This is a genomic window from Muricoccus harenae, assembly GCF_009848505.1.
In the GTDB taxonomy this organism is placed as follows: Bacteria; Pseudomonadota; Alphaproteobacteria; order Acetobacterales; family Acetobacteraceae; genus Roseomonas; species Roseomonas harenae.
In genome coordinates this window covers 55121-73006 of the sequence record NZ_WWDL01000025.1, presented here as the reverse complement: position 1 = coordinate 73006, position 17886 = coordinate 55121, and the positions used below count along the sequence as shown (strand labels likewise).

General features: G+C 68.8%; 16 protein-coding genes and 1 tRNA gene. 9 read left to right on the top strand and 8 right to left on the bottom strand.

The window, feature by feature from the left end:
- Positions 1–53 precede the first annotated feature (53 nt).
- A complete protein-coding gene (locus GSE44_RS17615; protein ID WP_159350141.1) occupies positions 54–1022 on the bottom strand; it encodes a 2-hydroxyacid dehydrogenase in 969 nt (322 codons plus the stop codon).
- Positions 1023–1178: 156 nt separating this feature from the next.
- Here GSE44_RS17615 and GSE44_RS17610 point away from each other — a divergent pair, with 156 nt between their 5' ends.
- Genes GSE44_RS17610 through GSE44_RS17595 form a run of 4 tightly spaced genes read left to right on the top strand, consistent with a single transcriptional unit; the run spans position 1179 to position 6186 of the window.
- Positions 1179–1967, top strand: coding sequence for an SDR family oxidoreductase (locus GSE44_RS17610; RefSeq protein ID WP_159350140.1), 789 nt, complete (start codon positions 1179–1181; stop codon positions 1965–1967).
- A gap of 3 nt (positions 1968–1970) precedes the next feature.
- A complete protein-coding gene (locus GSE44_RS17605; protein ID WP_159350139.1) occupies positions 1971–4064 on the top strand; it encodes a hydantoinase/oxoprolinase family protein in 2094 nt (697 codons plus the stop codon).
- Positions 4061–5692, top strand: coding sequence for a hydantoinase B/oxoprolinase family protein (locus GSE44_RS17600; RefSeq protein WP_159350138.1), 1632 nt, complete (start codon positions 4061–4063; stop codon positions 5690–5692). The genes GSE44_RS17605 and GSE44_RS17600 overlap by 4 nt, the downstream gene beginning before the upstream one ends.
- Before the next feature lie 17 nt (positions 5693–5709).
- Positions 5710–6186: a YaiI/YqxD family protein gene (locus GSE44_RS17595; protein ID WP_408015117.1), complete on the top strand. Its 477-nt coding sequence runs from the start codon at positions 5710–5712 to the stop codon at positions 6184–6186.
- A 4-nt stretch (positions 6187–6190) separates the two neighbouring features.
- Here GSE44_RS17595 and GSE44_RS17590 read toward each other — a convergent pair whose 3' ends face one another.
- Positions 6191–6757, bottom strand: coding sequence for an FUSC family protein (locus GSE44_RS17590; RefSeq protein ID WP_159350137.1), 567 nt, complete (start codon positions 6755–6757; stop codon positions 6191–6193).
- Positions 6758–6867: 110 nt separating this feature from the next.
- On the opposite strand from GSE44_RS17590, the gene GSE44_RS17585 reads away from it, so the two are divergent.
- Positions 6868–8319: an N-acyl-D-amino-acid deacylase family protein gene (locus tag GSE44_RS17585; RefSeq protein ID WP_159350136.1), complete on the top strand. Its 1452-nt coding sequence runs from the start codon at positions 6868–6870 to the stop codon at positions 8317–8319.
- Positions 8320–8385: 66 nt separating this feature from the next.
- Here GSE44_RS17585 and GSE44_RS17580 read toward each other — a convergent pair whose 3' ends face one another.
- On the bottom strand, positions 8386–9015 hold the full coding sequence (locus GSE44_RS17580; protein ID WP_159350135.1) for a hypothetical protein: 630 nt from the start codon (positions 9013–9015) through the stop codon (positions 8386–8388).
- A gap of 264 nt (positions 9016–9279) precedes the next feature.
- Entirely contained in the window at positions 9280–10176 is an 897-nt protein-coding gene (locus tag GSE44_RS17575; RefSeq protein ID WP_159350134.1) for a manganese catalase family protein, read from the bottom strand.
- Here GSE44_RS17575 and GSE44_RS17570 point away from each other — a divergent pair.
- Complete coding sequence (locus GSE44_RS17570; protein ID WP_235924912.1) at positions 10175–11212, top strand: LysR substrate-binding domain-containing protein; 1038 nt, start codon at positions 10175–10177, stop codon at positions 11210–11212. The two genes, GSE44_RS17575 and GSE44_RS17570, sit on opposite strands and share 2 nt — an antisense overlap.
- A gap of 66 nt (positions 11213–11278) precedes the next feature.
- On the opposite strand, the gene GSE44_RS17565 is transcribed toward GSE44_RS17570, so the two are convergent.
- Positions 11279–12049, bottom strand: a complete 771-nt coding sequence (locus GSE44_RS17565) for a transglycosylase SLT domain-containing protein (RefSeq protein WP_159350133.1) — start codon at positions 12047–12049, stop codon at positions 11279–11281.
- 236 nt (positions 12050–12285) lie between these two features.
- Positions 12286–13164, bottom strand: coding sequence for an N-formylglutamate amidohydrolase (locus GSE44_RS17560; RefSeq protein ID WP_159350132.1), 879 nt, complete (start codon positions 13162–13164; stop codon positions 12286–12288).
- A gap of 188 nt (positions 13165–13352) precedes the next feature.
- Here GSE44_RS17560 and GSE44_RS17555 point away from each other — a divergent pair.
- Both GSE44_RS17555 and GSE44_RS17550 read left to right on the top strand, forming a co-directional pair.
- Positions 13353–13427 (top strand) — tRNA-Val (locus GSE44_RS17555).
- Between the two features lie 578 nt (positions 13428–14005).
- Positions 14006–14584, top strand: a complete 579-nt coding sequence (locus GSE44_RS17550; protein WP_159350131.1) for an SAM-dependent methyltransferase — start codon at positions 14006–14008, stop codon at positions 14582–14584.
- A 4-nt stretch (positions 14585–14588) separates the two neighbouring features.
- Here the strand turns inward: GSE44_RS17550 and tyrS are convergent, their stop codons facing one another.
- On the bottom strand, positions 14589–15824 hold the full coding sequence (gene tyrS / locus GSE44_RS17545; protein ID WP_159350130.1) for a tyrosine--tRNA ligase: 1236 nt from the start codon (positions 15822–15824) through the stop codon (positions 14589–14591).
- 56 nt (positions 15825–15880) lie between these two features.
- Between tyrS and GSE44_RS17540 the strand changes: the two genes are divergently transcribed.
- Positions 15881–16987, top strand: coding sequence for an anhydro-N-acetylmuramic acid kinase (locus tag GSE44_RS17540; protein ID WP_159350165.1), 1107 nt, complete (start codon positions 15881–15883; stop codon positions 16985–16987).
- Between the two features lie 70 nt (positions 16988–17057).
- Here GSE44_RS17540 and GSE44_RS17535 read toward each other — a convergent pair whose 3' ends face one another.
- Positions 17058–17726 (bottom strand): alpha/beta hydrolase, encoded by a 669-nt coding sequence (locus GSE44_RS17535; RefSeq protein ID WP_159350129.1) that lies wholly within the window; start codon positions 17724–17726, stop codon positions 17058–17060.
- Positions 17727–17886: the final 160 nt, after the last annotated feature.

Genomic DNA, 17886 nt, shown 5'->3' with positions numbered 1-17886 from the left:
CTGAACGTGAGATCGTGCGTTGCGCCTGGAGCCTGGCGGGCGGCGACCGCGCCCTAGCCGACGCGGTGAGGCGGTTCGGTGCTGTGGATAAGCACCGCGTCGATGTTGTCGAGGCAGCGGAAACCCATGGCGTCCCGCGTCTCGATGGTGGCGCTGCCGAGATGGGGCAGGAGGGTGAGATTGGGGGTGGTGTGATAACCCTCGAAGATGGCCGGCTCGCCGGCAAACACATCTAGCCCTGCGGCACGGAGATGGCCGGAACGCAGCGCGTCGCAGAGCGCGGCATCATCCACCGTCGTGCCGCGCCCGGTGTTCACCACAATCGCGCCGCGCGGCAGCTTCGCAATGCGACCGGCATCGAGCCAGTGCTTCGTCGCGGCCCCGCCGGGAATATGCATGGACAGCACGTCGCAGGCGGCAAGGAAGCTGTCGTCACTGCCATGGAAGACCGCGCCCTGCTCCTCCTGCGGCGTCAGCCGGGTGCGGTTGCGGTAATGGATGCGCATGCCCATCCCGCGTCCCATCCGGGCGAGTTCCTGCCCGATGCGCCCCATGCCGAGAATTCCCAGGCGCTTGCCCTCCAACGTCACGCCCATGAGCTGGGTGGGCGCCCAGCCGGTCCATTCCCGGGCGCGCACCAGCCGCTCGGCCTCGCCGGCACGGCGGGCGCACATCAGGATCAGCAGCATGCCGATTTCGGCCGTGGCCACGCTCAGCACGTCGGGCGTGTTGGTCACCGGGATGCCGCGCGCCTTCGCGGCGTCGAGCGCGATATGGTCGGTGCCGACGCTGAAGGTGGCGATCACCCTGATGCTGTCGGGCAGGCAGGCGATGGTCGCCGCGTCCAGCCCGTCGCCGGCCGCGCAGAAGATGCCGTCGCAGCCCTGGGCAGCGGCGAGCAGGGCGCCGGGCTCGAGCGTCCTGTCGGGGCCTTCCGGCCGGCGTATCACGTAATCGCGCGCGGCGCGGGCCTCCACGGCCTCGGGCAGGACACGGGTCAGGAGAAGGGTCGGGCGGGGCATGTCCGGCAGGATGCCTCCTGACTTCGTCCTTGCCAAACCGACATTTGCCTTGGCCCGCCGCACTTGCCAGCCAGAGCCGGGCGCGGGAAAGGCCCTGATCTTGCCAGGGCGGGAGGGCCGGTTCAGGGTCCGCCCCCTGATTCGTGGGAGGTTTCAATGGAACTCGGGCTTCGTGGTAAGCGGGCACTGGTTATGGGTGCCTCCAAGGGCCTCGGCCGGGCGATTGCCGAGGCGCTGGCGGCCGATGGGGCGTCACTGGCCATCTCGGGGCGCGAGGTGGAGCGGCTCCAGCCGGTCTGTGAGGCGCTGAAGGGCCTGGGGGCCGCTTCCGTGCATCCCTTCGCGGCGGATGTCGCGAAAGGCACGGACATGGACGCCCTGGCCGATGGCGCCGTTGCTGCCCTCGGCGGCGTGGACATCCTGGTGCTGAACCATGGCGGGCCACCGGCCGGCACCGCCGCGGATCTGACCGAAGAGGCGCTGGAGATGTGGTTCCGCCGCATCGTCCTCTCCCCGATTCGCTTGGCGAACAAGCTGCTGCCGGCGATGCGCGCGCAGAAGCACGGCCGGATCATCGCGGTCGGCAGCACCGGCATGGTGCAGCCGCTGCCGAACCTGGCGCTGTCCAACGTGCTGCGTGCCAATATCGTGGGCTGGGCGAAGACCCTGGCGGATGAGGTCGGGCCCGATGGCGTAACGGTGAACATCGTGGCGCCGGGCGCGATCCGCACGGATCGCAGCATCGAGCTGGCGGGGGCCGCGGCGGCCAAGCAGAGCAAGACGCCGGAGCAGGTGATCGCCGATCGCGAGAAGACCATCCCCATGCGCCGCTACGGCACGCCGGATGAGTTCGGCAAGGCGGCCGCGTTCCTTGCTTCCGACGCCGGCTCCTACATCACCGGCACGATCCTGCGGGTGGATGGCGGCGTGGTGCGAGGCTTCTGACGGATGGCGGCCAAGGGGGTGGCGCGGGCAAGGCTCGCAGCCGATATCGGCGGGACCTTCACGGATCTGGCGCTGGAATGCCCTGACGAGCAGGGCGGGTTGCAGCGCTGGACGGCAAAGGTCCTCACCACCCCGGCCGCGCCGGAGAAGGGCGTGCTGGAGGGCATCCGCGTGGTGCTCTCCAAGGCGGGGATGGCGCCGGCGGATATCTCCATCTTCATCCACGGCACGACCCTGGCGACCAACGCCCTGATCGAACGCAAGGGTGCGCGGACGGCCCTTCTGACGACGGAGGGCTTCCGTGATGTCCTCGCGCTGGGCAATGAGAGCCGCTACGACCAATACGACCTGAACATCACCCTGCCGCAGCCCCTGGTGCCGCGCCGCTGGCGCCTGCCGGTGCCGGAGCGGCTGGACAACGAGGGCAAGGTCCTGCTGCCGCTGGACGAGGGCGCGGTGCGACAGGCCGTGGCCATGATGCGCGCGGAGGGGATCGAGAGCCTCGCCATCGGCTTTCTCCACGCCTTCATGAACCCGGTGCATGAGCGCCGTGCCGCCGAGATCGTGCGGGAGGATTGGCCTGAGCTGCCCGTCTCGCTCTCCAGCGAGGTGAGCCCCGAGATGCGCGAATGGGAGCGCTTCTCCACCACCGCGGCCAATGCCTATGTGCAGCCGCTCATGGCCAGCTATCTGCATCGCCTGAAGGCCGGGCTGACGGAGGCGGGCTTCGCCTGCCCGCTCTACCTCATGCTCTCGGGCGGCGGGCTGACAACACTGGAGACGGCCGCGCGCTTCCCTATCCGGCTCGTCGAGAGCGGCCCGGCGGGCGGCGCGATCTTCTCGGCCTTCGTGGCGCGGCAGAAGGGCTGGGGCCGCGTGCTGTCCTTCGACATGGGCGGCACCACGGCAAAGGTCTGTCTCATCGACGATCACGCCCCGCAGACCGCCCGGACCTTCGAGGTGGCGCGGATCGGCCGCTTCAAGAAGGGCTCCGGCATGCCGCTGCGGATCCCGGTGATCGAGATGGTGGAAATCGGCGCCGGCGGCGGCTCCATCGCCTCCGTGGACGCGCTGGGCCGCATCCAGGTGGGGCCCGAAAGTGCTGGCGCCGATCCGGGGCCGGCCTGCTACGGGCGCGGCGGCGCGAAGCCGGCGGTGACGGATGCGAACCTGCTGCTCGGCCGCTACGACCCGGCCAGCTTCGCGGGCGGCAGCATGTCCCTGCATCCCGATGCCTCGCGTGGCGCGATGGATTCCTCCCTCGGCACGCTCGGCCTGGCGCCCGAGATGGCGGCGCTGGGCGTGGTGGAGGTGGTGGACGAGAATATGGCCAATGCCGCCCGCGTCCATGCCATCGAAAGCGGCAAGGGCTATGACGGACGCGCTGTGATCGCCTTCGGCGGCGGCGGGCCGGTGCATGGCTACCGCGTGGCGGAGAAGATCGGCGTGACGCGGCTTCTCGTGCCCTCGGGCGCGGGCGTGGGCTCGGCCATCGGCTTTCTGCGTGCGCCCGTCGGCTATGAGGTGGTGCGGAGCCTCTACCAGCGCTTCCGCAGCTTCGACCGGGAGGCGGTGAACGCGCTGCTGGCCGAGATGTCCGCAGAGGCGCGGCGCGTGGTGGCGGAGGGCGCTTTCGGAGCGCCGATGCTAGAGCGGCGCATCGCCTATATGCGCTATGTCGGCCAGGGGCATGAGATCGCGGTCGAACTGCCGGTGAAGGCGCTGGAGGCCACCGATGTGGACGCCATCCGCAATGCCTATGACGTCGCCTATGCCGGCTTCTACGATCGCCCGGTGCCGGGCAGCGACGTTGAGATCCTCTCCTTTGCCGTGACGGTTGCGACCGAGGTGGAGGCGCCGCCGCCGGTCGCCGAGGTCTCCGCCGCGCCACCGCCATCGCTGATCCGCCACCAGCCGGTGCGCGACACGGCGAAGGGCGAGGTGTCGGATTGGCCCGTCTATGACCGCGACGGCTTCTCCCCTGGCGCGGAAGTCACCGGCCCCTGCATCGTGGCTGAGGCCGAGACGAGCACGCTCGTCGGGCCAGGATGGACCTGCCAGATGGATGGGCTTGGATATCTGGAGCTGACGCGATGAGTGACGCCGCCACCGATGCGCTCGCCGCCATCCAGCGGCAGATCCAGTGGAACCGCCTGATCGCCGTGGTGGAGGAGCAGGCGCAGATCATGATCCGCACCGCCTTCAGCACCACGGTGCGCGAGGCGGGCGATCTTTCAGCCGGCATCTTCGACCTGAAAGGCCGGATGCTGGCCCAGGCGGTGACCGGCACGCCGGGCCATGTGAACTCCATGATGGAGTCAGTCGGCCATTTTCTCGCAAAGTTCCCGGCGCAGACGATGAAGCCGGGCGACCACTACATCACCAACGATCCATGGCTCGGTACCGGCCATCTGCACGACCTGACGGTGGTGACGCCCGCCTTCCGCAACGGCGCCATCGTCGGCCTCTTCGCGAACACCGCCCATGTCATCGATGTCGGCGGCCTCGGAATGGGCCCGGAAGGCCGCTCAGTTTTCGAGGAAGGCCTCTACATCCCCATTGTGAAGTGCTTCGACCAGGGGTGCGCGAACGAGACCTTCTTCGACATCCTGCGCGCCGGAACCCGCACGCCCGCAGAGCTGGAGGGTGACGTCTATTCCCTCTGCGCCTGCAACGACGCCGGCGCGCGGCGGCTGGTGGAAATGATGGACGAGTTCGCGATGGACTCGCTCGACGACCTCGCGGAATCTATCTTCGAGGCCTCAAGCCGCGCGACCCTGGCCGAGATTGCGAAGCTGCCCCGCGGCGATTATTCCGCGCAAATCAGCTCCGATGGCTATGAGGCGCCGGTCACGCTCCGCGCGCGCATGACCATCGCCGGGGACCATATCGCGGTGGATTATGCCGGCACCTCCGGCCTCTCCGGGCGCGGGATCAACGTGCCGGCCGCCTATACCCGCGCCTATGCCTGCTTCGGCATCAAATGCGTGGTCGCGCCGGATGTGCCGAACAACTGGGCCTCGCTGCTGCCCTTCCGGATGCAGATCCCCGAAGGCTGCATCCTCAACGCCCCGCGGCCCTTCGCGGTCAGTGTGCGCCACGTGGTGGGGCAGCTGCTGCCGGACCTGATGATGGGCTGCCTGCACCAGGCCGTGCCGAAACGCGTGACGGCGGAGGGTTCCTCCTGCCTCTGGAACCCGCCCCTGCGCGGCGGTGCCCAGGTGAGCGGCGGCGAGGCGGAACTGCCGGATTTCGAGGTCATCACCTTCAACTCCGGCGGTACGGGCGCGCGCCCCACGCAGGATGGGCTGGACGGCACCGCCTTTCCCTCCGGCGTCCGCACCATGCCGGTGGAGGCGACGGAGAATGTCGCGCCGGTGATCTTCTGGAAGAAAGAGCTGCGCCCCGGCTCCGGCGGCGCCGGGCGCACGCGCGGCGGCCTGGGGCAGGTGATGGAGATCGGCGCCAAGAACGACGCCGAATTCGCCGTGAACGCCATCTTCGACCGTGTGGCCACCCCACCGCGCGGGCGGGAGGGCGGCGGGGACGGCGCCCCCGGCTGGGTCGGGCTGACGGATGGCACGCTGCTGCGCACCAAGGGCTACCAGGTGATCCCCAAGGGCAAGCGCCTGCGCCTGCTCCTGCCCGGTGGCGGCGGCATGGGCGCGTCGAGCGAGCGGGATCCGGCGCTCGTTGCCCGTGACATTGCGGACGGCCTGGTCTGAGCGCGCCCCACATCTATGTGGACGGGGATGCCTGCCCTGTCCGCGACGAGGTGTTCCGCGTCGCCGCCCGTTACGGGCTGCCGGTCACCGTCGTCTCCAACGGGTCGCGCGGCGTGCGCCTGCCGGAGGGCGTGCGCCGCGTGATCGTGGCCGAGGGCCCGGATGCGGCGGATGACTGGATTGCGGAGAGCGTCCGGCCCGGGGACATCTGCGTCACCGCCGATATTCCGCTTGCCTCCCGCTGCCTGGCCGCCGACGGTCATGCCGTAGCCCCGAGCGGCAAGATCTGGGACAGCACAAATATCGGCGCCGCTCTCGCCGGCCGGGAGATTTCTCGCCACATGCGGGAGGTGACCGGCGGCCAGACGCGCAACAGCAGCTTCAGCGCCGACAATCGCTCCCGCTTCCTGCAGGCCCTGGACACCACGGTGCAGCTGGCCATGCGTGGCCCCAAGCCGCCGCCGCTGGCGATGCCCGACTTCTTCTCGGAATAGCCTCTCAGCGCTTCAGGAAGCGCTCCCGCGCCCAGACCAGGGTGAGCGCGACCAGCACCCCCCAGGCCACTTCGCTCACCCGGGAGGTGAGCATGTGCTGGGGCGTGCCCGTATGCGGCACCAGCAGGATGATGGTCGCCGTGATCCCCGATAGCCGGCTGGCCGAGGCCACGTTGAGGACCCAGCAGGCCAGCACGGAGAGCACCACCGCCAGGGCATAGCCCAGCAGCAACGGCCCCGTGACGAACGCCACCCCCACCCCGATCACTCCGCCCACGGCCGCGCCGGTGCACTGGTCCCGGCCGCTGCTGCGTGCCGCGCCCAACTCCGTCTGCACTACGGCAATGGCCGTGATGGCGCCCCAAAAACCCTCCTTCAGCCCCAGGACCTGGGTCGGCAGGTAGGCGGCGATCGCAGCGGCGGCCGAGAGGACGCCCTGCTCCAGCCCGCCTTCCATCCTCTGCCGGAGCGGGATGATCTTGCGCAGCTTGGCCATGCGCCCGCCGAGCCGCTCGATGCGTCCGGGCAGGCCATCGGTGCGGCGCTTCAGCGCATCCGCTGTTTCTGTCATCGCGGCAGGCTGCGCCGGGAGAGCGCCCCGATCCAGGCGCTGCTCGCTAGGGCCTGGATCACGGCTGCGGGTGGGGCCATCATGCGTCCACTCTTGAGAAGGCTCTAACCATGGCCCTGCGCTGCGACACCATCATCCGCGACGTCACGATCTTCGACGGCACCGGCACGGCACGCCGCGTCGGCGATGTCGGCCTCCGCGGCGACCGGATTGCCGGCGTGGGCGACCTGAGCAGCGCGATTGCCGACCGGGAGGTGGTCGCGACCGGCAAGGCCATCGCCCCCGGCTTCATCGACAGCCACACGCATGACGACCGCGCCGTGCTCTGCGGCCCGGAATGCACCACCTGCAAGACGAGCCAGGGTGTGACTACGGTGGTGGTGGGCAATTGCGGCGTCAGCCTGTCGCCCGCACGTCTGAAGGAGCGGCCGATCCCGCCGCTCGACCTGCTCGGCGACGAGAGCTGGTACATCTTCGACAGCTTCGGCGAATACGCCCAAGCGCTGAAGACGAAGGGCTCAGAGGTGAACACCTACGCCTTTGTCGGCCACCAGACGCTGCGTGCCATCACCATGAACAACGATGTGTACCGCCCGGCCAAGGATGCCGAGATCGCGCGGATGCACGACATGGTTCGCCAGGCGATGGGGGAGGGGGCGAGCGGCTTCTCCACTGGCCTCTACTACCCACCCAACGCGCAGGCGACGACCGAGGAGGTGATCGCAGTCGCCGAGGCCATCCGCCCCTTCGGGGGCCTCTACTGCACCCATATGCGCGACGAGGCGGACCGCATCCTCGCCTCGATCGAGGAGACGGCGAAGATCGGTAAGCGCGCCGGGGTGGCCGTGCATGTCAGCCACCACAAATGCTCCATGCCGGAGAATTATGGTCGCTCCACCCAGACCCTTCCGCTGCTCTCCGAATATGCACGCACGCAGGACCTAGCCTTCGACGTCTATCCTTATCCCGCCGGCTCCACCGTGCTGATGCCGGACAAGCTGCGGGAGGATGTGGAGGTGATGATCACCTGGTCCGTCCCGCATCCGGAGATGGCGGGCAAGTACCTGAAGGATGTGGCGCGCGGTTGGAACACGGACATCCGTAGCGCCGCTTCCCGTCTGCTGCCCGCTGGGCAGATCACCTTCCAGATGGACGAGGAAGACGTGCGCCGCATCATGGCGCATCCGCTCTCCGTTATCGGCTCGGACGGCATCCCGCATGACGACCATCCGCATCCGCGCCTCTGGGGCACTTTCCCGCGCGTCCTCGGCCATTACGTTCGCGACGTGAAGCTGTTCAGCCTGGAGACCGCCATCCACAAGATGACGGGCCGCGCAGCCGAGATCTTCGGCATGGTGGATCGCGGCGTGCTGCGCGAGGGCGCCTATGCCGATGTTGTCCTGTTCGATCCGCATACGGTGCGCGACCGCGCGACTTTCGAGAACCCGAAGCAGCTTTCCGAGGGGATCGAGGAGGTGTGGTGCAACGGCGTGCCGACCTATGCCGGAGCCAAGGGCGCGACGGGCGAGAAGCCGGGGCGGCTGGTGACGCGCAACCGCTGATCGCGCCACTGGCGGCGCCCGGAGTGACGCGGGCTCGCCGCATCGCTCCGGGCACCGGCCTGGTGATCAGTGCCAGACGGTGCGGCTGTCGTCGTCGAGCGTCAGTGCGCCGGACGCGTTCGGCCTCAGCCCCCCCGCATACCCGCGGGCCAGCGTCTCCATGATCAGCCGGCTGGGCTTCAGGTTCGTCATCAGCGAGCTCACCGTCGGCCCGCCTTCCCTGGGGCTGAAGGACACCGTGCCACGGTACCCGGTCACGATGATCCGTTGGTAGCCGCGGCCCTTCAAGGCGCCGCAGAGCTGCCCGGCAAAGGGCGCGTCGCCCTCTTTCCGCTTCAGCGTGTGTGAGCCCCAAGCCTTGTCGCCGCCCGTATACCCGCCCCAGCAGACGATCAGGCGCAGATCGCCGAAGTTCTTCGGCAGCCCGTCCTCCACCAGTGCATCGCCAAGCTGGCTTGCCGTCATTGTTACCCGCCGCTTGCCATAGACCCGCCCCTTCACCTCGCCGACGATCTCCGAGCCGCTGCCGTAGCGTCCATGCGCGATCACATAGAGGATGTCGTCACGTCCCAGCGTCGCCAGACCGGCGCGGTCCACGCCATGGATCACCGTGCGGTTGCCGCCATCGGCCCGGAAGTTCCGGGCACCGTTGATCAGTTCACTATCCCCGAAGGGTACGTAGAAGGTGGCGGACATCACGGCGTCTCCGTTGCAGTCGCGGAACAGGCCATCGCCGCCTGCCCGCGGCCACGGGCTGCGCTCAATTACTGCGATAGGGAAAGCTTGCGGAGGGGCGGGGCAAGTTTTCCCGCCCCGCCACCGGCTCATGCCTTCCCCGCGCCAAGCCGGGTCGCCAACAGGCGGACCAGCAGACGCAATGCCGCGCGGCCGGCGGGGGTCATGCCGGGACGCCGCGACCTGGGGACTGGCGCCGGGCGCGAGGAGCCCATCACCATGGTATCAGCCCACCGCCTTGGCGTAGAGCTTCTGGGCTATCTCGAGGATCTCCTCCGGCGCGTAATCCGGGATGAAGGCCGAGGCAACGCCCTCCTGCTGGTATTGCGGGCCGCCGGTGGGCGGACCGTCGGTGATCTCCAGCGGACCGCTGCCATCAAGCGCCTCGCCCCGCCAAATGGCGCCCATCTCGCGATAGTCGTCGGTGCTGAAACGATAGAGGCGGCGATGCATGCCCTCGGCCATGAAGGGCAGGGATTCCGGGATGGTCTTCCCCTCGATGTTCGGAATGGGAAGCATCTTCTTCATATCCACACCGGTCAGCTTCTCCAGCGCCAACGCATAGGCATGCGCATGCACGCCGCCGCGCGTGAACAGATAGCCGAGCATGCGCCGCGCTGCGGGGTTCTTCGTCATCTCATAGACGCGGAGCTTCGCGGTGCGCGCGCCATTCTCGAGGAAGAAGTTGTGCAGCAGGTCGAGCACCAGATTGCCGCTGTTGAAGATATAGTCGCCGCGCCAGGGCTGGCCCATGGCGGACATCGGCAGCACGCCGTGGCCGCCATTGATGTGGTACATCGGCCCAGCCATGGTCGCCGTGCCGAAACTGTCGGCGAAGGCGGCGTCGCCCTTCGGCTGGATGCCGTTCAGCAGCCCGTTCACTGCGGCGCCGACCAGCTCGATATGCCCCAGCTCCTCGGCCGCGATATTGGCGATCAGCGCGTAGAAGGGCTTCAGCTTCTCCCGTTGCTTGAAGTTGAAGCTCTGGAACATGTAGGTGTTCAGCGTGGTCAGCTCGCCGAAGCGACCACCCATGAGCTCGTTGACCGCGGCCGCAGCCGAGGGGTCCGGCTCATTCGGCAGGGGCATCTCCACCTGCAGCTTGTCGATACGGATGAACATGCGTCCGGTCCTTTCCTTCACCATCCGCCGGCTTGTGGCCGGCGTCGACGCGACCATCTCCGCACGGGGCGATAAGGACAAAGACAAGCTTCTTCACGACCCGATAGGCATCGTTTATGAGGGTCATGCCATGTCGCTTGCCGGTCTGTCCCTCCGGGACCTCGAATATCTCCTCGCCGTTGCCGAGCACCGCCATTTCGGCCGCGCAGCCGACCGCTGCGGTGTCTCGCAACCCGCCTTGTCGTCGCAGATCCGCAAACTTGAATCGCTCCTCGGCACGCAGGTGTTCGAGCGGTTGCCCGGACGTGTGCTGGTTACGGCCCGCGGCGAGGCGGTGCTGGCGCGTGCCTCGGCGGTGGTGCGCGAGGCCCGGGCGCTCCTGCTCGCCGCCCGCGCGGAAGAAGCCCCACTGGCTGGGCCCTTCCGCCTCGGCGCCATCCCAACGCTCGGCCCCTATCTGCTGCCGCATCTGCTTCGCCCGATTCGCGAGGCCTTTCCGGCCATGCGCCCGGTGCTGTCCGAGGCGCGGACGGCGGAGCTGCGCGATTCGCTGAAATCCGGCGCGCTGGACGCGGCGCTGTGCTGCGCAGGACCAGTGGATGCCGCGCTTCGTTCCCTGCCGCTCTTCCTCGAGCCCTTCCTGCTGATGCATGTCCCAGGCCCTGCGCCCGCCGCGCCAGGCACCCTGCCGCCTCCAGATGAGCTGCTGTTGCTCGAGGAAGGGCACTGCCTGCACGATCAGGCGCTGGCTGTCTGCGGCATGGAGGCGCCGCGCGGCACCCGCCATGCCACCGGATTGGAGATGCTGCGCCACATGGTCGCGGCCGGTGAGGGGACCTCGCTCATGCCAGCGCTTGCCGCGGCCGCACTCGGCCCGGTGGAAGGGCTAGTGGCCTTCACGCCGTTGCCAGAGGGAGTGGGGCGGGAGGTCACACTGCTGGTTCGCGCCTCGGATCCGCGCGCGGCGGCGATGGACGCCCTCGCGGCGCTGATGCGGGACGGCTCGCCGGCTGCAGTGCGGCCCCTTGCGGGCTGAGCCGCGTGTTCCGACCGGGCCTGCCACGGCCGCGCGCTCACTCCTATCGGCGGCTTCGACGCGCGATCATCCGCGCACCCCGGCCAAACCGCGCGCCAGAAGCGGCACGGCGCGGGTGGCCAGCGGGATAGCCATGCTGCGATAGGAGTCGAGGCCCCGTCCGCGCTCTCCCTCCGGCGCCGCACCGGGCATGCGGATGATACCTGGCGGTGGTGTGGCGCGGATGCTGAGCCCAGGAGTGCCGGCAGCGGCAACCATGGGGCGCGGCACGTTCGACCAGCCGGCCTGCCAGGATGGCGCCGCGCCAGCCAGGCGCTGCTCCTCGGGCCAGCGCAGGGCGACCTGCGCCCGATAGGCCTCGGACCGGTGCGGGGTGTGGCTGTGGTAGTTTCCGGCCGCCACCATCCAGTCGCCGCTCGCGGCCTTCAGCTCCGTCAGGAAGCGGGCGGCATAGCGGGCATTGGCGAGGGGATCGAAGGCTTCCTCGATGGAAGGGAAGGCATTCGGGTGGTGGTGCAGGTTGATCTGCATGCAGCCGACATCGATCAGCCGCATGCCCCCGGCACGGAGTTGCCGCACCTCGGCAACCGCTTCCGCCTTGGAGGAGAAGAATTTGCCGGAGCCCTCGGCGTTCATGGTCCAGGGCCAGGGACCGTTCTCGCCGGTTCCGGGCTCCCGCCGACCGGATTCAACACGCCCGATGGCGGCCAGAAGCCCTGCTGGAAGCGCGTATTCCCGCTCCGCCGAGGCGATGGCCGCGTGGCAGAGGGCGATGGGCGAGGGCTGGGCCTCAGCAAGGGCCGGAAGCATGGCGAGGAGCAGGGTGAGGAGGCGCATGGGGGTGCCTGCTCAAGCACAGTGCCAGACGCCGGTCTGCTATCGCGTTCCCGTGATGGTGCGTTGCAATACGACACTTGCGCATCGGGGGGTGCGGCACTAGTTTGTGCATCGCAGCAACGCGATGTTGTCGCGCTGCTGTCTTTCTTGGACGTTTCCTCCCTAAACTCGGCGGTGCCTCTGGCACCGCCTCTTTTTTTGCCTGCAGCCTTACACCGGCTGCGCGGCAGAGGCCTTCAGGGGCGCAGGAAGGACCAGTCCGCTTCCACCAGCCCCTTCGCCATTCGCTTCATATCCGCTCGCAGACTCACGAGCCCCGGCAGGCGCTGGATTCGGCGCTCGTCCATGTAGAGGCTGCGCGCGATCTCTAACTGAATGACATGCACGCCGTCCCGCGGGCGGCCATAGTGGCGGGTGACGTAGCCGCCGGCATAGGGATCGTTCCGACGCAGCCGGTAACCCAGGCCGGTCAGCGACTCCTCCAGCATCCGCGTCGCGCGCGGCGCCGCGGCGGTGCCATGCGCGTCGCCTAGAATCATGTCTGCCGCCCGGCTTGATTCGCCGGGGAGGGAAGGCATGGAATGGCAGTCGATCAGCAGGCAGCAGCCGAAGCGCCGCGTGGTTTCCTCGATCAACCCGGACAGGGCCGTGTGATACGGCTCCCATAGCGCCCGGATGCGGCTGGCGGCCTCGTCGAAGGATAGGCGGCGCCGGTAGACGGCCTCGCCGCTTGCCACCACCCGCGCGATGGTGCCCAGCCCGGCGCCCACCCGGGGCGAGGCGCTGTTGACGAAGTCGGGCAGCGGCCCGTCGAACATCCCAGGATCCAACTCCCAGGGTTCCCGGTTCGCGTCGCAATAGACGCGCGGAAAGGTAGCCGCCAAAAGTGGCGCGCCATGTGCCGGAACGTCGGCGAACAACTCCTCCACAAAGCCGTCCTCGGACCGGCGCAGCGCCACGGGGTCCAGGCGGCTCTCGGCCAGGAAGGCAGCCGGGTAGTGCCGGCCCGAATGCGGGGATGCGAAGATGATCGGCGCGGCCTGCTTCACAGGCCGTTCGAGCAGGAAAGGCGGGGGGGAGTCGGCCTCGACCGGGGCCTGGATCGGAAGGTCCATCAATCTGCGAATCACCACAGCCGCGCGCGGCTGTCACGCGCCTTGCGAAGCCTTTCCGGAGCGCCGCGCCAGGCTATCGGCAGGGCCCAGTCACACGGCGCAAGAAAGCTGTGCCGTTCGGGCTTGTCCCGCTCGGGTCCCCGCGCTAAAGGGGCGCCCCGGCCGCGATGCGGCAGGTCCCGGCGGATGGGCGCATAGCTCAGCGGGAGAGCACCTCCCTGACACGGAGGGGGTCACAGGTTCAATCCCTGTTGCGCCCACCATTCGCCTGATTTTCCTCGATATTCGATTAGATGCTCCGAAGCCTCCCGGCTCGACCGGCCATGTTCGCCTGCCCTATGATCGGGGGATGCAAGACGTTTCCCCGGCCCCGCGGGCCTGATCCGGTGCTGGCCGACCCTCTTTTGCCTGCTAGTTCATCCGACAAGCTCCTCCCGACGGAGGCGGTGGTCTGGGCATTCCGCCTCCTGCTCGGCCGGGATCCGGATCGGGTGGAGCTGAGGACGCATCGCCGCCATGCGTCACCCGAAGCTCTCCGCCAGGCGCTTCGGCCGGCGGGCTATGCGGCGCCGCTCTGGCTGCTGGGGCCGCCGGCCTCTCCGACAATCCCCTGGCGCCTCGAACCGCCGCGCCTTTCGGCGCCGACGACCCAGCTCTGCACGGCGGCCAGTTCGACGAACCTGATTATGCCGGCTGGTGCGCCACCATCGGCGAGCTGCCGCGTCCCCATCGCAAGCAATGGGAGTTCTGCTGGATCCTCTCCGTCCTGCGCGCGGCGGACCTGATCCGTCCCGGCACGCACATGCTGGGCTTCGGCGTGGGTCAGGAGCCCTTGCCATCTATGCTGGCCGCCAACGGCGTCGCCGTGCTCGCCACGGATGCGCCGCCTGATCTGGTGAACGACATGGGCTGGAACAGCACGGGCCAGCATGCGGCCGGGCTGATGCAACTCTACCACCGGCGGCTGCTGGACGAGGCAAGCTTCCGGGAAAGGGTGGAGTTCCGCTCGGTGGATATGAACGACATTCCACGGAACCTTCGCGGCTTCGACGCCTGCTGGTCCTCCTGCTGCTTCGAACACCTGGGCAGCATCGACCACGGGCTCGACTTCGTGGAGAACAGCCTGGAGACGCTGCGCCCTGGCGGGCTGGCCGTGCACACGACCGAGTTCAATCTCGGCTCAAACGAGACGACACTGGAGACGCCCGGCCTCTCCATCTTCCGCCGCCGCGATATCGAGCGGCTGCTGGAACGCCTCGCCGCACGCGGCCATGTGGTCTGGCCGCTGAACCTGCATCCGGGTGACGCGCCGCTCGACGCGCATATCGACGTGCCGCCCTATGCCCTGCCGCATCTCAAGATCGAGGCCGAAGGGCAGGTCACCACCTCCTTCGGCCTCGTGGTGCAGCGGGGCGGTTGAGAACTCAGCCCGCCCGCACCAGCACGTGGCGCTTGCGCCCCGCGGAAAGCTTCGCCGCGCCGTCCCGCAGATCCGCCGCCGTCACCTCCCGCGCGACATCGGTCACCACCTCGTCGTTCAGGCGCAGGCCCGACTGCCCGACCAGTCGCCTGGCCTCGCCCTTGCTGGCGGCCAGTCCCGCCGCGACCGCGACGTCAAGCAGGCTGGCGGGAAGGGCGGTCGTGATGGCGGGCAACGTCTCTGCCGCTTGGCCCTGCTCGAAGGTGGCGCGCGCCGTCTCGGCGGCGGCCTCGGCGGCCTCTCGTCCATGCAGCAAGGCGGTGGCCTCGGTGGCGAGGATCTTCTTCGCCTCGTTCACCTCGGCACCCTGGAGGGCGGCGAGGCGCTCGGTTTCCGTGATCGGCATCTCGGTGAACAGGCGCAGGAAGCGACCGACATCCGCATCCTCCGTGTTCCGCCAGAACTGCCAGTAGTCATAGGGTGAGAGGCGGTCCGGGTTCAGCCAGACCGCACCCGTGGCCGTCTTGCCCATCTTGGCGCCCGAGGAGGTGGCGAGCAGCGGGGTGGTTGCGCCGAAAACCTCCGCCTGGTCGATCCGGCGGTTCAGCTCCACCCCCATCACGATGTTCCCCCACTGGTCGCTGCCGCCCATCTGGAGGCCAACCCCGTGGCGTCGCCGCAGCTCCAGGAAGTCGTAGGACTGCAGGAGCATGTAGTTGAACTCGAGGAAGGAGAGCGGCTGGTCCCGCTCCAGCCGCAGCCGCACGCTGTCCATGGTCAGCATGCGGTTCACGCTGAAATGCCGGCCGACATCGCGCAGGAAGGGGATATAGGCGAGCCCGTCCAGCCAGGCGGCATTGTCCAGCATGACGGCATCCGCCGCGCCGTCCCCGAAGCGCAGGAAGGACGCGAAAGTCCGGCGGATGCCGACCTTGTTCGTCTCGATCTGCTCATCAGTGAGAAGAGGCCTCTGCGTGTCCCGGAAGGAGGGATCGCCGATCCGGGTGGTTCCGCCGCCGAGCAGGGCCACTGGCTTGTGGCCCGTCTTCTGAAGCAGGCGAAGCAGCATGATGGGCAGCAGGTGGCCCACATGCAGGCTGTCGGCCGTGCAGTCGAAGCCGACATAGGCGGGCAGCACCCCCTGGGCGAGGCGGGCGGTCAGCGCCACCTCGTCCGTCACCTGGTGGATATAGCCGCGCTGCCGCGCGAGATGCAGGAAGTCGTCGTTCGTATCGGGCATGAAACCGTCACTCGGGCCTTGCAAAGCCGGCGGGCCGTAGCACAAGTGCCGCCATGCTGCGAACCATTGGGCTGATGAGCGGAACTTCGCTAGACGGGGTGGATGCCGCCTATGTCGAGACGGACGGGGAAAGGATCGGCCGCTTCGGCCCTTCCGTCACCATTCCCTATCCCCCGGCGCTCCGCCGAGACCTGCGTGCCCTGCTGGATGCGGCACCCGCCCTGCATGCCGAGGGACGGCTCGCCGATGACCCCGGACTGCTGGACTGTGCCCGGCGCCTGACCGAGCGCCATGCCGAGGCCGTCGAGGCCCTGAACATGCCTGCCGAGCTGATCGGCTTCCACGGCCAGACCATCCTGCACCGGCCCGCGACCCGGCCCGGTGAGAAGGGCCACACTTGGCAGATTGGCGACCCGGCCCTGCTGGCGCGCAGCACCGGGGTGGAGGTGGTGCATGACTTCCGCTCGGCGGATGTGGCGGCCGGCGGGCAGGGCGCGCCGCTGGTGCCCGTGTTCCACCGGGTGCTGGCAGAGTCGCTGCCCAAGCCGGTCGCGATCCTGAACCTGGGCGGTGTCGGCAACGTGACCTGGATCGGCGCGGATGGGGAGCTGATCGCCTTCGATACCGGCCCTGCCAACGGCCCGCTGGACGATTGGGCCCGGCGCTCCCTGGGCCAGGATTACGACAGGGACGGCAAGCTGGCCCTGGCCGGGGCGCCCGATGGTGCGGTGCTGGGGCGGCTGATGGCGCATCCCTACCTCGCGGCATCCCCGCCCAAGTCGCTGGACCGTCTGGATTTCGACCTGGCCTTGCGGGAATCGGGCGCCGGCGCCCTTTCCCCGGCCGATGGGGCGGCGACCCTCGCCGCCTTCTGCGCCGTATGCGTGGGCGCGGCGGCGCGGCACTTCCCGGATCCGCCGGTGCAATGGCTGGTCGCAGGCGGCGGGCGGCGGAACCCGGCCCTGATGAAGGCGCTGGCCAGCATGCTGGAGGCGCCCGTGCGCCCTGTTGAGGTCGCGGGCTGGGATGGCGACGCTCTTGAGGCCCAAGCCTTTGGGGTGCTGGCCGCCCGCGTAGCGCGGGGCCTGCCCCTGACCTTCCCGGGTACCACGGGGGCCCCCTATCCGCTGACCGGTGGGCAGCGCATGCCGGCCTACGCCTGAAAGGCAGGCACAAAAAAGGGGCGGCGCCCTTTCGGAACGCCGCCCCCCGATTTGTGAATCCCGGCCGGGATCAGTCCGCCGCCATCGACATGCGCGCGCGGTTCAGCACCGTCATCACATGGTCCTCGGTGGCGTCGGCGACCTTCTCGGTCTGCTCCGGCGTGTAGACATGGCCCGCCTCGGGCATCGTCCGATAGTCGATCTTGATGCCCTTCTGGGTGTTCAGCTTGTCCACCAGCTTTCGCACCGAAGGCTCCGGCACAAGCTCGTCGGCCTCGCCGTGCAGGATCAGGCCCGAGCAGGGGCAGGGGGCCAGGAAGCCGAAATCGTAATGGCTGGCCGGGGCGGAGATCGAGACGAAGCCACCCATCTCCGGCCGCCGCATCAGCACCTGCATGCCGACATAGGCACCAAAGGAATAGCCCGCGACCCAGAGCATGGAGGCCGCCGGATTCACCGCCTGGAGGAAGTCGAGCGCCGCCGTGGCGTCGGAGATCTCCCCGATGCCGCCGTCATAGCGCCCCTGGCTCTTGCCGACGCCGCGGAAGTTGAAGCGCAGCGTGGAAAAGCCCATGCCCCGGAAACGCTCATAGAGAGCGTGCACCACCCGGTTGTTCATGGTCCCGCCATGCAGCGGATGCGGGTGCAGAATCAACGCAGTGGGAGCATTGGGCTGCTTGGCGTGGTGGTAGCGACCCTCGAGCCGGCCGTCAGGACCGGCGAACATCACCTCGGGCATCATCACCTTCCGCCCCGTAGGGCGTTCATCTGTGGTAGGCCAACCCCCTGAAGGGAGCCGCCCCGCCAGTTTCATCATCCGTGGCATCCCGCCCCGGCGGAACGGGCTCCGTTCGTGGGCCCGTCCGGGCCGCTCGAAGGGAACCCGTTCCGCCAAGCGG

Coding starts and splice junctions, on each gene's coding strand:
- GSE44_RS17615 (WP_159350141.1), bottom strand. CDS start 1,022: ATGCCCCGCCCGACCCTTCTCCTGACCCGTGTCCTGCCCGAGGCCGTG.
- GSE44_RS17610 (WP_159350140.1), top strand. CDS start 1,179: ATGGAACTCGGGCTTCGTGGTAAGCGGGCACTGGTTATGGGTGCCTCC.
- GSE44_RS17605 (WP_159350139.1), top strand. CDS start 1,971: ATGGCGGCCAAGGGGGTGGCGCGGGCAAGGCTCGCAGCCGATATCGGC.
- GSE44_RS17600 (WP_159350138.1), top strand. CDS start 4,061: ATGAGTGACGCCGCCACCGATGCGCTCGCCGCCATCCAGCGGCAGATC.
- GSE44_RS17590 (WP_159350137.1), bottom strand. CDS start 6,757: ATGACAGAAACAGCGGATGCGCTGAAGCGCCGCACCGATGGCCTGCCC.
- GSE44_RS17585 (WP_159350136.1), top strand. CDS start 6,868: ATGGCCCTGCGCTGCGACACCATCATCCGCGACGTCACGATCTTCGAC.
- GSE44_RS17580 (WP_159350135.1), bottom strand. CDS start 9,015: ATGTCCGCCACCTTCTACGTACCCTTCGGGGATAGTGAACTGATCAAC.
- GSE44_RS17570 (WP_235924912.1), top strand. CDS start 10,175: ATGCGTCCGGTCCTTTCCTTCACCATCCGCCGGCTTGTGGCCGGCGTC.
- GSE44_RS17575 (WP_159350134.1), bottom strand. CDS start 10,176: ATGTTCATCCGTATCGACAAGCTGCAGGTGGAGATGCCCCTGCCGAAT.
- GSE44_RS17565 (WP_159350133.1), bottom strand. CDS start 12,049: ATGCGCCTCCTCACCCTGCTCCTCGCCATGCTTCCGGCCCTTGCTGAG.
- GSE44_RS17560 (WP_159350132.1), bottom strand. CDS start 13,164: ATGGACCTTCCGATCCAGGCCCCGGTCGAGGCCGACTCCCCCCCGCCT.
- GSE44_RS17550 (WP_159350131.1), top strand. CDS start 14,006: ATGCTGGCCGCCAACGGCGTCGCCGTGCTCGCCACGGATGCGCCGCCT.
- tyrS (WP_159350130.1), bottom strand. CDS start 15,824: ATGCCCGATACGAACGACGACTTCCTGCATCTCGCGCGGCAGCGCGGC.
- GSE44_RS17535 (WP_159350129.1), bottom strand. CDS start 17,726: ATGCCCGAGGTGATGTTCGCCGGTCCTGACGGCCGGCTCGAGGGTCGC.